Origin of the sequence: Microbacterium sp. ARD32, from assembly GCF_031844385.1 — a bacterium.
Taxonomy (GTDB): Bacteria; Actinomycetota; Actinomycetes; order Actinomycetales; family Microbacteriaceae; genus Microbacterium.
On sequence record NZ_JAUZVD010000001.1, the window covers coordinates 243,965 to 257,582 of the forward strand.

The following is a 13,618-nucleotide window of genomic DNA, read 5'->3' on the forward strand; positions in this document are numbered from 1 at the left end:
TCGCACGCCTACGCTGATCAGCATGACGGTACACACCTACGAGTCGACCCTCTCCTGGGAGGGCAGCACCGGCACCGGATACCGGGCATACGGCCGCGCACACGACGTGCAGGTCGCCGATGAGATCATCACCCTCAGCGCCGACGCGGCGTTCCGCGGCGACGCCTCCCTGCCCAACCCCGAGCAGCTGCTGCTCGCCGCGGCCAGCTCGTGCCTGCTGCTGTCGTTCCTGGCCGTGGCCGCTCAGGCCGGCGTCGATGTGATCCGCTACGAGGATGCGGCGAGGGCGCACATGCCGATGGATCAGCAGCCCGCTCGCATCACCCGGGTCGAGCTGAGCCCGCGCATCACAGTGCGCAGCGCGGACGCCGAGGCCGTCACCGCCCTGCTGCATCAGGCTCACGAGGGCTGCTACATCGCCAACTCGATGACCGCCGAGGCCGTCATCGAGCCGACCGTGGAGGTGATCGCGTGAACGACCTCACGATCCCCATCACCGAGGTGGCCGCCGATATCGCGCGCATCGGCGCGGTGCTCGGGGCAGCCGGCATCGGTCTGGAGGGTGGCGGCGTCTGGAATGGCGCTGCGCACTACCTGGTCGCCGACGGCACAGCGGCCGTGCACGCGCTCGAGCAGGCGGGCATCCGCGGCGCCGACTCCCGGCCGGCGCTGGTCGTGCCGCTGCGCGCCGACGTGCCCGGAGAGATGGGGCGCATGATGAGCGCCCTGCACATCGCAGGCATCCGCGTCGACGCCCAGTACAGTGATCACGACAACCGCAAGGTGTTCGTGGTGGACGACCCGCAGCGGGCCGAGGCCGTGCTGCGATGAACCGGCCCGCGCTGGACCAGCTCGCCCAGGCGCTCGCCGAGCCCCGGCGCCTGCAGATCCTGCAGGAGCTGCTGGGTGGTGTGCCGCTGCCGGTGGGCGCGCTCGCGACCCGCATCGGCGTGGCGCCCTCGACGGTGACCTCCCACGTCTCGCGACTGCTCGATGCCGGGCTGCTCGATGTGGAGCAGAAGGGGAGGACCAGGCTGGTCACCATCGCCGACCCTGCCGTGGCCGAGGCCGTCGAGGCTCTGCTGCGGCTGACCGGCGAGCCGGCCGTCTCGTCGTGGGCGGCCAGCGACCGCCGCACCGCCATGCGCAGGGCGCGCTCGTGCTACGACCACCTGGCCGGGGATCTGGGCATCGCTGTGGCCGACCGGCTGGTGCAGCGCGGCCTGCTGGATGCCGATCTGGGCTCGGCATCCGTGGACCATACCGGCATCGGCGCCGAGCTGGGGCTCGAGCTGACGGTCGCCGACTCCTCCCGGCCGTTCGTGCGCGGATGCCTGGACTGGACAGCCCGCCGTCCGCACGTGGCCGGAAGGCTCGGCGCGGCCCTGCTGGACGCCATGCTGACGGCGGGATGGGTCACGCGGCGTCGCGACGACAGATCGCTGCGCATCACCCCGCACGGCGCCGCCGAACTCGACCGCCTGCAGCTCTGAGGCACCGCGCATACGGAAAACACAGGATGGGCATGCGTCGCGCATATCCGACCTGCATACCTTCTCCACTGTTCCCGCCCCAGGCCTCCCGCCCGGGCAGGTGAGCGGATCGGCAGCGATCCGCCGCACGGGAGCGCGGAGGAGGACTCGTGGGAATCAGAGAGCTGGTGCGCCGCACCACCCGGCGCACCTGGTTGATCGTCGGCGCGGTGGTGCTGGTCGCCGCCGGCACCGCGGTGTGGATGCTGGGATTCGTGCTGCCCTCGCAGCCTCAGGCGCAGCCGGCGACGCGCACGGCGACGGCGACGCTGGAGACGATGCAGAAGGTCGTCACCACCAGCGGCACGGTCACTCCGGCCGTGAACGACGATGTGACCTTCACCGTGTCGGGCGTCGTCACCGAGGTGGCCGTCAAGGCGGGCGACACAGTGGAGCAAGGGGCGCTGCTGGCGAAGGTGGACACGCTCGAGCTCGACGCGGACCTGCTCAGCGCGAAAGCCTCGCTGGCCGAGGCTCAGGCGACTCTCGCGTCGGCGAAGAGCGCGAACGACGGCAGCACCGCGGCGACCGCCCGGGTGTCGGCGGCGGCCGCTGCTGTCGAGGTGCAGCAGGCGCAGGTGGCGGATGCCGAGAGCGCGGTCTCCGCGGCGACGCTGGTCGCACCCGCCGCCGGGCTCATCACCGACGTGGGCATCGAGGTCGGCGATCGGATCTCCGGCACCTCGGGTGCATCCGGCTCATCTGGTTCATCGGGTGGCTCAGCCCCGGCGTCCGGCGGCGGAAGCAGCACGTCCTCCACCGCAGCATCCAGCGCATCAGGCATCTCACTGGTGAGCACCGACTCCTGGTCAGTGGACGTGAGCGTCGGCGAGACCGACATCGCGCAGGTGAAGAGCGGGCTGCAGGTGGAGCTGACCACCGCCGACGGAGACACGCTGTTCGGCACCGTCAGCGAGGTGGGCCTGGTGCCCTCCACAACCTCCGGCTCGCCCCAGTATCCGGTCGCCATCGCGATCACCGGCGACGGAGAGGGGCTGTTCGACGGGGTCTCGGTCGACGTGGACATCGTCTACGAGCGCCGCACCGACGTGCTGACCGTCCCGTCGGCCGCGGTGACGACCGCCGACGGAGCCAGTACGGTCACGATCGTCGCCGAGGACGGCACGCAGAGGAAGACCGAGGTGCAGGTCGGGGAGACTTCCGGCTCGCTCACCGAGATCACCTCCGGGCTGAGCGAGGGCGACGGTGTGCTGGTGGCGTCGTTCACGCCCGGCGAGGGCAACTCGAACGGCGGCGGCCAGGGCCAGTTCCCAGGTCGCGGACAGCTCCCCGGCGGCCAGATCCCGGACGGATTCCAGCCGCCCAGCGGCGGGTTCCCCGGCGCTGGCAACGGCAGCGGCAGCGGCGGGGGCGACCGATGAGCGTCGTGGCGGATGCCGCCGAGCACACCTCTGCAGATGCCCTCGACGCCCCGGTGATCGACCTGCAGGGCGCGCGCAAGACCTACCGCAGCGGCGAGATCGAGTTCGAGGCGCTGCGTGGGATCGACCTGACCGTCACTGAGGGCGAGTACGTCGCGATCATGGGGCCCTCGGGCTCGGGTAAGTCCACGCTGATGAACATCCTGGGCTGTCTCGACGTGCTCACCTCGGGCTCGTACCGGCTGGGCGGCGACGACGTGGAGCACCTCAGTGAGGCGCAGCTGGCCCAGGTGCGCAATCGCAGGATCGGCTTCGTGTTCCAGCAGTTCCACCTGCTGCCCTCGCTCACCGCGGCCCGAAACGTGGAGCTGCCGATGGTCTACGGGCGGGTCGATCCCGGCATCCGCCGCGACCGCGCCGCGCAGGCACTGGCCAGGGTCGGACTCGCCGACCGCCCGGGCAACCGGCCGGGCGAGCTCTCCGGCGGTCAGCAGCAGCGCGTCGCGGTGGCCAGGGCTCTGGCCGGTGACCCGACGATGATCCTGGCCGACGAGCCCACCGGGAATCTCGACTCGGCATCCACCGACGACGTGCTGGCGCTGTTCGACGAACTGCACGAGAACGGCCGCACGATCGTGCTCATCACCCACGAACTCGACGTGGCGCACCGCGCGCGCCGGATCGTGTCGGTGCGCGACGGGCGCATCGACTCCGACGAACTGTCACCGCTCGCCGCCGGCGCGAACGGGAGATCGCAGGGGAGCGCCGCATGAGCATCAACGAGACCTTCGCCACCGCCTGGCACGCCATCCGGGCGCACACGCTGCGCTCGCTGCTCACGGTGCTCGGCATCCTGATCGGCATCGCCGCGGTGATCGTGACCGTGGGGCTGGGGCTGGGCACGCAGAAGGATGTCAGCGAGCAGATCAACTCGCTCGGCAGCAACCTGCTGATCGTCTCGCCCGGGTCGAGCACCGACTCATCCGGCATGCGCGGCGGGTTCGGCACCGGCGCCACTCTCACCCTCGATGACGCGACAGCGCTGGAATCGGTGGTCGCCGTCCCCGACGTGCAGGCGGTCGCTGCCGAGAAGACCTCCTCGCTCTCGCTCGAGGCGAACGATACGAACTGGACCACCTCGGTCACCGGCACCACCGTCGCGTGGCCCGAGGTGCGCTCCCGCGAGGTCGCCTTCGGTGAATTCTTCGACCAGGAGGACTACGACTCCGACGCGCACGTGGTGGTGCTCGGTTCGCAGACGGCCACCGAGCTGTTCGGCCGTACGGGTGTGGTCGGGCAGTCGGTCACGATCGACGGCACCGACTTCGAGATCGTGGGCGTGCTCGCCAGTGCCGGAGCCAGCTCGTCCACCGACCTCGACGACGTCGCCGTCATCCCGATGAGCACCGCTGTGAGCACCGTGATGGGCGGCACCCGGGCGGCCAGCGTCTCGACGGTGTACGTCAAGGCCGAATCGGATGCCGTGCTCTCCGCCGCCTATCAGGAGGTGCACGCGACGCTCATGAATCTGCACGGCATCACCGACACCGACAGCGCCGACTTCACGGTGTCGAGCCAGACTGCCCTGGTCTCCACGGCGACCTCCGTGTACCAGACGCTCACCGTGCTGCTGACCGGTGTCGCCGCGCTCTCGCTGCTGGTCGGCGGCATCGGTGTGATGAACATCATGCTCGTCTCGGTCACGGAACGCACCCGCGAGATCGGGCTGCGCAAGGCGCTCGGCGCGCCACCCGGCGCCATCCGCAACCAGTTCCTCACCGAGGCGGGAGTGCTCGGCCTCGCCGGCGGGCTGGTCGGAGTCGTGCTGGGACTGGTGGCCTGCTGGCTGCTGCCCGCCGTCATCGGCAGCTCCCTCGTCGTGTCGGTCCCCGTCGTGCTGCTCTCCCTGGGCATGGCGGTCGCGATCGGCCTGGTCTTCGGCGTCTACCCCGCCACGCGGGCCGCTCGGCTCGCTCCCATCGACGCGCTGCGCAGTGAATGAAAGAAGGACAACCCATGCACACCACCCGCATCCGCCGGTCCCGGCTGGCGCTCGCCGCGGCAGGAGCTGCCACGCTGCTGACGCTCACCGCGTGCTCGGCCGCGTCCACGGCATCCGACTCCGCACCATCTTCGACAGCCGCACCGCAGGATGCGCAGGGCGCGCGCCAGCCCTCGGGCGTCTCGGGTGTGATCGCCGCCGCGCAGGACGGCCAGTTGCAGGTGCAGACCTCCGACGCGCAGACGACCGTGCGCTACACGTCGGAGACCGCGGTGCGCACGACCGTCAGCGGCACGGTCGCCGACCTGCAGCTCGGGGAGTGCGTGCTGGCCGTCGGCGGGGACGACGAGGCCGCGACCCGCATCACGGTCACCGAGTCGGTGGACGGCGAGTGCGCGATGGCAGGCATGCCCGGCGGAGGCGCGCCAGGCGGAGCGGCACCTGGAGCAGGCGGCGGAACACCCCCGGAAGGCGAGAGGCCGGAGGGGATGCCGACCGGCGCTCCGGGCGAGATTCCTGCGGAGCGCCCCGAGGGCATGCCGACGGATCGTCCGGACGGCGGTTCGGGTGAGGGCGCGCAGGGCGGCTTCCCCGGTGGCGGCATCACGATCGGGAAGGTGACGGCCGTGACCGCCGAAGCCGTGTCCATCGATGCGCTCGCGCCGGACGACGACGAAGCGGGTGCCACCACCAGCACCGAGCTGAGCGTGAACGCCGACACCACGGTGTCCCGCACCGCCGAGGGCACCACCGACGACATCGCCCAGGGCCTGTGCGTGAGCGCGCAGGGCGAGGCCGACGACGCCGGCGGCTACGACGCGACCTCGCTGACGCTCTCGCAGCCCGGCGACGACGGCACCTGCTCGCGCGGCCGCGGCGGCTTCGGCGGTCCGCCGAGCTCCGGAGACGGCCAGGGCGGTGACGGGGATGACTGACCGGACAGCGACCGTGTCCGGGCGCGTGTCCGGCGCGGTCCGTGCGCTGCTCGGCACGCTCCGGCGCCGCATCGTCGCCGGAGTCACGGCTGCCACCCTGGCGCTGGTTTGCGGTGGAGGGGCCGTGTACGCCGCCACCCGTGACGCCTCCGGCCAGTACCGCACGGCGGTCGCCGAGCGGGCCGATGTCACCCAGACCCTCGCCCTCACCGGACAGCTGGCCGCGGCGGCGAACCGCGACGTGGCCTTCCAGGTCGACGGAACGGTGCAGAGCGTGCTGGTGGAGCTCGGGCAGACCGTGACGGCAGGCCAGCAGCTGGCCACGCTCGACACCGAAGAGCTGGATGCCGCGGTGACGGATGCCGAGGACCGGCTCGCCCAGGCGCAGCAGCAGCTCGAGGACGACCTGGAGACGCAGCAGCACGGCGGCTCCTCCGGAAGCTCGTCGGGAGGATCGTCGGGCGGCGCGGCGTTCGATGGGTCAACGTCCGGCGCCGGGCCGGCCGGGTCGGGATCGGGTGGATCCGGGCCCTCGGCGTCAGGATCGGCGGGATCGGGGTCCGGCTCGTCCGACCGGCCGTCCGAGGGGATGGACCCCACGCCCACGGCCGAGCCCGAGCCCACGGCTACACCCACGCCGACGGCACCCGCCACCCCGTCGCCCGGCGACGGGTCGGGCAGCGACGAGGCGAGCGGCGATGCGGGCGGCGATGACGGGGACACTCCATCGGGCTCCGACGACCGGGATGATGCCGCCGTCACGGCCGCGGTCGCCGATGTCGCCGACGCCCAGCAGGCTCTGCTCGACCAGTACGAGCTCGCCGCCACGGCGCAGCAGAAGTCCGCGCAGTCGCTCACTTCCGCGCAGGACGTCTGCACGCCGTTCCTCGACGCGACGATCGCGGTCGACGAGCCCGCACCGTCAGAGGACGACGCCGCCGACGAGAATGCGCCGTCCTCCGAATCCACCGACGCGGAGGAGCTTCAGCAGCAGCTCGCCGATTGTCAGGCCGCGATATCGGGCACCCAGCAGCTACAGCAGCAGACCGCCGATGAGCAGTCCGCTCTGACCGATCGCGCCGACGCCCTCGATGGCGCCGTCGCCGCCCTGCAGAAGGCGCTCGGCGCCGTCGGCGGCGGATCCGATGCAGACACCTCGACAGATCCGGATGCCGAGCCGGATGCCGACGTCGAGCCGGGCGCCGGCACCGACCCGGACGCCGCTCGCGCATCGACTTCGTCCGATACCGGCCGGTCATCCACCGTGGTTGCAGTCGCCGCCTACCACTCGGCCTCACAGCCGGCATCCGCGCAGACCGCAGACGTGCAGTCGGCATCCGTCCAGACGGCGACCGGTGAGCAGACGCCCTCGGCATCCGGTGGATCCGGCATCGTCACCGCAGAGACGATCCTCGCCGATCGAGCGGCGATCGACGCGGCCGAGGCGACGCTCGCCGTCGCGCAGCGCGACCGCTCCCTGGCCACGCTCTCCAGCCCCATCGCCGGCACGGTCGTCTCGCTCGGGATGGCCGCGGGCGACGCGGTCACGGCGGGTTCCGGCGACACCGCCGTCGGCGTGCAGGCGGCCGACGGCTACATCGTGGAGCTCTCGGTGCCGCTTGCGCAGATCACCGGAGTGCAGGTGGGGCAGACCGCCACGGCCTCCCTCTCGGCCTTCGACGCCGAGTACGACGGCACGGTCTCGGCGGTCGGGGTGCAGAATGTCTCGGACACATCGACGCCCTCGTACACCGTGACGGTCGCGGTCGACGCCGGTGACGATCAGCCTCGCATCGGCGCCACCACGCGCGTCGAGATCAGCCTCGCAACCGCCGAGGACGTGCTCACCGTGCCGATCTCCGCCCTCGCGCGCGACGGCTCCAAGGCATCCGTCACGGTGCTCTCCGACGACGACACGACGCGCACCGTGACGGTGAAACCGGGCGCGGTAGGCTCCGAGCGTGTCGAGATCACCGATGGCCTCAGCGCGGGTGACCGCGTGGTGATCGCCGATCTCACCCAGCCGGTGGGTGATGAGGACGCCTCGTCGAGCACCGGCCTGAGCGGACTCGGCGGCAGCGGCTCGACACGGGGTGGATCCGGCGGGTTCCAGCCGCCGGAGAGCTTCACCCCGCCCAGCGGCTGAGCACGGCGATGCAGGAGAGGAGACGACGATGAGCGCGCAGCGCCCCCGGATGACGCATGTCGACGGTTCGCCCGTGCGCGCCCTCGTCGTCGACGACGAGCCGTCGCTGTGCGACATCCTGGCGATGGCACTGCGACACGAGGGCTGGCAGGTCGAGACGGCGATCACCGGTCAGGATGCCATCCGCACGGCCCGCAGTGCCGACCCCGACGTGATCGTGCTCGACATCATGCTCCCCGACATCGACGGCCTGACCGTGCTGCAGCGGCTTCGCGAGAGCGGCGTCGACGCCCCCGTGCTGTTCCTGACCGCGAAGGATTCGCTCGATGACCGGCTGGCCGGGCTGGATGCCGGGGGCGACGACTACGTCACCAAGCCGTTCAACCTCGGCGAGGTGGTCGCGCGTCTGCAGGGGCTCGTGCGCCGCACGGCCTGGCTGGATGCCGAGAGCACGGGTCCGCTGATCACGGTGGGTGACCTGAGCCTCGACGAGGACAGCTACGAGGTCGCACGGGCCGGCGTGGCCGTGGAGCTGTCGCCCACCGAGTTCCAGCTGCTGCGGTTCCTGATGCGCAACCCGCGTCGCGTGCACAGCAAGGCGCAGATCCTCGACAACGTGTGGGACTACGACTACGACGGCCGCTCCACCGTCGTCGACCTGTACATCTCGTACTTGCGCCGCAAGATCGACACTCTCGGGCCGCCGATGATCCACACCATCCGCGGTGTGGGGTACATGCTCAAGCCGGCGGCCGACGGATGAGCGCCGACGCGCCGTCCTCACACCGCCGTGGCCCGTTCCCGGGGCGGCGCGGGCCCTGGTCGCTGCGCGGCCGACTGCTGCTGGGGCTCACGCTGCTGGTCGCCGCGATCGCGGTCACCAACGGCGTCCTCACGGTCACCGCCTCGCACTCGCAGCTGATCGCACGCCTGGACCAGCAGCTGATCGGCGCGGCAGAGCGCACGCGCATGGTGTTCGACCGCGCCCCCGGTGACCGCCCTCCGCGCGACCAGCCGCCCCGGCCGGTGACCGAGTTCCTGCCAGGGCAGGGCGCCGGTGCGATCGGGTTGCTGGTGGTGGAGGGCAAGACCCTGTCGGCCGGCTACGTGGCCGACGACGGCACCGCGCACGACTTCTCAGACAAGCAGCTCGATGCGCTGCTGGCGCTTGACGCCGCGCACACGGCGGTGACGATCGATCTGGGCGGCGATCTGGGTGACTACCGGGTGATCCGCACCGAGGCCGACAGGGGACGGGTGGTCGCGGTGAACGGCCTGTCGCTGCGCGACGTCGAGCAGACCACCGCGAGCCTGATCGCCAACACCGCACTGGTCAGCGCCGCCGGGCTGCTGCTGGCGGTGCTGCTCGGCTGGCTGATCATCCGGGTGGCGATCCGCCCGCTCGATCGAGTGGCGGGCATCGCGACCCGGGTGTCGCAGCATCCGATGGAGTCGAAGGTGTCGGTGCCCGAACGCGTACCGGCGGCCGACACGTCGCCGCGCACCGAGGTGGGCAGGGTCGGGCTCGCTCTGAACGACCTGCTCAACAGCGTCGAGCAGGCGCTGGTCGCCCGCGATGCCGGGGAGCAGAAGCTGCGACGGTTCATCTCGGATGCCAGTCACGAGCTGCGCACGCCGCTGGCCGTCATCCGCGGATACACCGACCTGGCCGAGGGGGACGCGATCGACGTTCCTGAGCCGCTGCGGCGCCCGCTGCAGCGCATCGGCGCCGAATCCGTGCGGATGACCTCGATGGTCGAGGACCTGCTGCTGCTGGCCCGGCTCGACGAGGGACGCGAGCTGCGTCGAGAGCCCACCGCGGTCGCCGCGGTGCTGGCGGATGCCGTTGCCGACGCGCACGTCGCCGGGCCCGAGCACGTCTGGCAGCTCGACCTGCCCGAGCACATGCTGGAGGTCGAGGTGGACGCCGATCCGGAACGCCTGCACCAGGTGTTCTCGAATCTGCTGGGCAACGCACGCACGCACACGCCGGCGGGTACGCGCGTGCAGGTGCGGATGCAGGCGGATGCCAGTACGGCCACGGTCGAGGTGATCGACGACGGCCCCGGCATCCCTGCCGATGCGCTCCCCGACCTGTTCGAGCGCTTCACCCGCGTGGATCACTCCCGCACGCGGGACACCGGCGGCGCGGGGCTCGGGCTGGCGATCGTGCGGGCCATCGTCGAAGCCCATGGCGGCACGGTCGAGGTGCAGAGCGAATCCGGGCGCACCTGCTTCCGGGTGCTGCTGCCGCGCAGCGCGGCATCGGCCTGAGATCGGCGCGGCTCAGCCCTCTGCCGGTGCGCTCACGCCCAGCAGGAGCTGCGGCAGCGTCTGGCGCACGTAGGACGACTGCGGGAACGACTGCTCGTTGCCGCCCGACATGATCCACGACTCGAACGAGCGCTCATAGGTGAGGATCAGCACGCGCACGCCGAGCGCGGGCTGCCATTCGAAGCGACGTCCGATCCGCGAGAGCAGCAGCTCGAACGCGTCCAGCAGCGCCGGCAGGAAGGCGCGCTCCGAGGCGATCACGTCCTCGCTGCGGGCACCGGTGGCGGCGGCGAGCCGGCGCTCGCGCAGGCGGATGTTCAGCGAGCTCCAGTCCAGCGGGCGCATCTCGGCGAGCGCGATCGAGAGTGCCAGGGTGAGATCCTCACCCTCGTGCTGAGCGGCGTCGAAGCTCTCGGCCGCGGCTCGCACGCGCTGGGCGCACTCCTCGAGCAGCTCCACGTCCACGGCGTGCAGCAGATCCCGGTCGGCCGGGAACAGGGTGCGGAAGGCGCCCTCGCCGATGCCAGCCTCGCGGCTGAGCTCGGCGGTGAGGGCGGCGAGCGTGTCGTCCCAGGTGGGGAGCATGATGCGCGCGAACGTGATCACTCGCGATCGGTTCACGCGGCGCGTGGATTCGACTCGGGGATCGGCTTCCGCGCTCATCCTGCATCCGTCCTTCGCGCTGCGGTCTCGGCATCCGTCCGCGCAGCGGTGTCGCGCGGCCCGGCGTCTGTCAGCGTACCGGCCCGGGGTGCGGTTCCCCCGGGCGATGCGGTTCTCCCGCGCGCCGCATGCCTCGGCGCCTCGTCAGCCTCTGCGCCGGCGGGATCCCTCGACTCCAGCAGCGCGTGCAGTCTGCCGGATGCCGCCAGCAGCGCCACGCTGCGTTCGGCCAGCTGCGACAGGCGCTGCTGCAGCAGCATCCTCGCCTCCTCGCCGGAACCGTGCTCGCGGACCAGTTCGATGGCGCGTGCGACCAACGGCAGCGGGAAGCCGCCGGACCGCAGCGCGGCGGTGATCCGCGCGGCCGTGGTGGCGTCGGCGGCGTAGCGGCGTGCGCCGGAGCGCGGATCTCGATCGGGCGCGATCAGTCCCTGATCCTCCCAGTGGCGTAACGCGGAGGGCCGCACGCCCAGCGCGCCGGCGAGTTCGCCGATCGTCATCGCGTCGGCGTCTTCGAAGACGGTCGGGGCGTCGCGCGAGACGGCATCCAGCCCGTTCAGCGCATCGCGCACTCGGGCACGGGACTGAGCGATGTCCCTGTGCAGCTGGTCGATCTGCGCGGCGGCTTCGTCGAGGGATGCCGTGCGCAGCACCGGCATCAGCGAACGTGCCGCCACGGGGCCGATCGCGACGGCGAGCGCGCGGTACGCGCGGAGCGCGATCTCGTGCGTGCGCGCGTACCTGCGATAGCCGTTCGAGGCACGTTCGGCCGCAGGCAGCGCCCCGAGCCGCTCGAGATCGCGTACCTGCTGTGTGGAGTACCCCACTGCGCGCGCCAGCGCGGCAGTGGTGACGTGCTCTTGAGAGTTGTGCATCGGCTTCACCGGATTCCTGCGCTTGAAGTCCACATAAGCACATGAAGCTCACCATTGAAGTATGGAGATTCACAAGATCATCGAGGCCGTCCGTGACTTCGACGGCGCACTCGCCGTCGTGCCCGAGGGGGAGCCGTACCCCGAACTCGCCTGGGGAGACGCGTTCTTCTACTTCGCCCCCGACGGTGTGATGCCTGAGCGGACGCAGCCGTACGGCACTATCGTCACGAAGGACTATCCGGACGACACCGCCTTCTCGCTCGGCTCGGACAGGTTCCGGGTGAACATCCACGTCGGTCGGGACAGCGCGGCTCGGGTGACGGATGCCGACGCGAGTCCGGGCGACACCGACCGGATGCTGGCCCACCCGCTGTACGGCGAGATGGGGTGGGTGTGCGTGGTGAACCCAGCGGAGCACACCGGGGACCTGGTGCTCGCGCTGCTGCGTGAAGCGCACGAGGCGGCGCGCGAGCGGATGCTGCGGCGCGCACGGCGGGCGGGCTGATGCCCTCCGCGCAGACGCTGAGCCTGACCGATCGCCGGATCGTCGCTGCGTGGGCGGCGGGGTGCGCGGAGCGCGCGCTGCCACTGTTCGAAGGGGAGTGCCCCGGGGACGGCCGCCCCAGAGATGCGATCTTCCGCGCGCGGGCGTTCTCTGGAGGGGAGCTCAGCGCCGACGGCGAGATCCGTCGGCGGTTCGTCGCGGGGCGCGCTGCGGCCGCGGCGGGCTCGCCTGCGGCGGTGGCCGCCGCACGAGCGGCCGCCCAGGCCGCAGGGGTCGCGCACATGGGCGCTCATGCGCTGGGTGCGGCTGCGTATGCGGCGAGGGCGGCACGGCTGGCGAGTGCTGATGGTGAGAACGTGTTCGCGGCGGAGCTGGCGTGGCAGCTCGCCCAGGCATCCGCACCGGTCAGGACCGCGCTGCGGCAGCTGCCCGCGCTGGGGGCTGACCGATCCGGTCCGCTCGGCGCCGGCCTGCTCGCGCGCGGGGACCTGGGTGAGGCGATCCGGCGCCTTCAGACGGCGCTCTGATCGCGCGGCCTCGTGCGATCACCTTCTAAAAACAATAAGGCTTGCTTTTAGAAGTCGATCGGGTGTGTCATGGAGACGACAGACACGGGGAGGTCGGCCATGACGATGACGGCGATGCACGATGAGGATCCGACCGAGGCGTGGCCGGACGGTCCGCAGCGGGTGCGGATCGAGGCGGCTCCCCGTCCGGTGGATCTGGATGCCGCCGAGCACGCCGGCCGGCTCTTCCTGAAGGCGCTCGGCATCGACCCGGATGCCGCGGATGCCCCCGACCTGGCGCGCACGCCGCGCCGCTTCGCCGAGGCCTACGCCGAGCTGCTGCAGCCGGATCCCTTCGACTTCACCACCTTCGCCAACTCGGAGGGCTACGACGAGCTGGTGCTGATCCGCGACATCCCGGTGCGCTCGCTCTGCGAGCACCACCTGCTGCCGTTCACGGGAGTCGCCCATGTGGCCTACCTGCCCGCCGACCGGGTGGTGGGGCTGTCGAAGATCCCGCGCATCGTCGACCACTACGCCCGCCGCCCGCAGACCCAGGAGCGCCTCACCGTGCAGATCGCCGACGCGCTCGCCGCGCGCCTGCAGCCGCGTGGAATCGGAGTGGTGATCGAGGCGGAGCACACCTGCATGACCCTTCGCGGCGCTCGCGCCACCGGGACGAAGACGTCCACCTCGGCGCTGCGCGGACTCCTGCGGGAGGACCCGCGCTCGCGCGCCGAGTTCCTCGCGCTCGCCGCGGATCGCACACGCTGATCCCCGGCATCCACCCGTCATCAG

The 13,618-nt window shown here is 71.5% G+C and carries 15 protein-coding genes; 13 read left to right on the top strand and 2 right to left on the bottom strand.

The annotated features are described in order from the left end of the window. The first annotated feature begins 22 nt into the window (after positions 1-22). The 10 genes from Q9R19_RS01100 to Q9R19_RS01145 all read left to right on the top strand — a co-directional run bounded on the left by Q9R19_RS01100 (position 23) and on the right by Q9R19_RS01145 (position 10,271). The gene (locus Q9R19_RS01100; protein WP_311254507.1) at positions 23-475 is read left to right on the top strand and encodes an OsmC family protein; all 453 of its coding nucleotides are present in this window, start codon (positions 23-25) and stop codon (positions 473-475) included. Next, positions 472-831 carry a hypothetical protein gene (locus Q9R19_RS01105; RefSeq protein ID WP_311254508.1) on the top strand — a complete coding sequence of 120 codons (360 nt, stop codon included), beginning with the start codon at positions 472-474 and terminating at the stop codon, positions 829-831. Before Q9R19_RS01100 ends, Q9R19_RS01105 begins: the two co-directional genes overlap by 4 nt. Next, positions 828-1,493: a helix-turn-helix transcriptional regulator gene (locus tag Q9R19_RS01110; RefSeq protein WP_311254509.1), complete on the top strand. Its 666-nt coding sequence runs from the start codon at positions 828-830 to the stop codon at positions 1,491-1,493. The genes Q9R19_RS01105 and Q9R19_RS01110 overlap by 4 nt, the downstream gene beginning before the upstream one ends. Before the next feature lie 149 nt (positions 1,494-1,642). Next, entirely contained in the window at positions 1,643-2,914 is a 1,272-nt protein-coding gene (locus Q9R19_RS01115; protein ID WP_311254510.1) for a biotin/lipoyl-binding protein, read from the top strand. Continuing rightward, positions 2,911-3,687: an ABC transporter ATP-binding protein gene (locus Q9R19_RS01120; protein WP_311254511.1), complete on the top strand. Its 777-nt coding sequence runs from the start codon at positions 2,911-2,913 to the stop codon at positions 3,685-3,687. The genes Q9R19_RS01115 and Q9R19_RS01120 overlap by 4 nt, the downstream gene beginning before the upstream one ends. After that, positions 3,684-4,916 (top strand): ABC transporter permease, encoded by a 1,233-nt coding sequence (locus tag Q9R19_RS01125; RefSeq protein WP_311254512.1) that lies wholly within the window; start codon positions 3,684-3,686, stop codon positions 4,914-4,916. The genes Q9R19_RS01120 and Q9R19_RS01125 overlap by 4 nt, the downstream gene beginning before the upstream one ends. 14 nt (positions 4,917-4,930) lie before the next feature. Further along, on the top strand, positions 4,931-5,851 hold the full coding sequence (locus Q9R19_RS01130) for a hypothetical protein (RefSeq protein WP_311254513.1): 921 nt from the start codon (positions 4,931-4,933) through the stop codon (positions 5,849-5,851). Further along, positions 5,844-7,997 (top strand): HlyD family efflux transporter periplasmic adaptor subunit, encoded by a 2,154-nt coding sequence (locus tag Q9R19_RS01135; RefSeq protein WP_311254514.1) that lies wholly within the window; start codon positions 5,844-5,846, stop codon positions 7,995-7,997. The genes Q9R19_RS01130 and Q9R19_RS01135 overlap by 8 nt, the downstream gene beginning before the upstream one ends. Before the next feature lie 28 nt (positions 7,998-8,025). Then, positions 8,026-8,760, top strand: coding sequence for a response regulator transcription factor (locus tag Q9R19_RS01140; RefSeq protein ID WP_311254515.1), 735 nt, complete (start codon positions 8,026-8,028; stop codon positions 8,758-8,760). After that, positions 8,757-10,271 carry an ATP-binding protein gene (locus tag Q9R19_RS01145; protein ID WP_311254516.1) on the top strand — a complete coding sequence of 505 codons (1,515 nt, stop codon included), beginning with the start codon at positions 8,757-8,759 and terminating at the stop codon, positions 10,269-10,271. The genes Q9R19_RS01140 and Q9R19_RS01145 overlap by 4 nt, the downstream gene beginning before the upstream one ends. A 12-nt stretch (positions 10,272-10,283) precedes the next feature. Here Q9R19_RS01145 and Q9R19_RS01150 read toward each other — a convergent pair whose 3' ends face one another. Beyond that, positions 10,284-10,934, bottom strand: coding sequence for a hypothetical protein (locus tag Q9R19_RS01150; protein WP_311254517.1), 651 nt, complete (start codon positions 10,932-10,934; stop codon positions 10,284-10,286). Further along, positions 10,931-11,809, bottom strand: a complete 879-nt coding sequence (locus tag Q9R19_RS01155) for a MerR family DNA-binding transcriptional regulator (RefSeq protein ID WP_311254518.1) — start codon at positions 11,807-11,809, stop codon at positions 10,931-10,933. The genes Q9R19_RS01150 and Q9R19_RS01155 overlap by 4 nt, the downstream gene beginning before the upstream one ends. 61 nt (positions 11,810-11,870) lie before the next feature. On the opposite strand from Q9R19_RS01155, the gene Q9R19_RS01160 reads away from it, so the two are divergent. From Q9R19_RS01160 to folE, 3 genes are all read left to right on the top strand, one after another. After that, a complete protein-coding gene (locus tag Q9R19_RS01160) occupies positions 11,871-12,314 on the top strand; it encodes a DUF6194 family protein (protein ID WP_311254519.1) in 444 nt (147 codons plus the stop codon). Continuing rightward, positions 12,314-12,841 carry a putative immunity protein gene (locus Q9R19_RS01165; RefSeq protein ID WP_311254520.1) on the top strand — a complete coding sequence of 176 codons (528 nt, stop codon included), beginning with the start codon at positions 12,314-12,316 and terminating at the stop codon, positions 12,839-12,841. The genes Q9R19_RS01160 and Q9R19_RS01165 overlap by 1 nt, the downstream gene beginning before the upstream one ends. A 105-nt stretch (positions 12,842-12,946) precedes the next feature. Continuing rightward, complete coding sequence (folE, locus tag Q9R19_RS01170; RefSeq protein ID WP_311255838.1) at positions 12,947-13,594, top strand: GTP cyclohydrolase I FolE; 648 nt, start codon at positions 12,947-12,949, stop codon at positions 13,592-13,594. Positions 13,595-13,618: the final 24 nt, after the last annotated feature.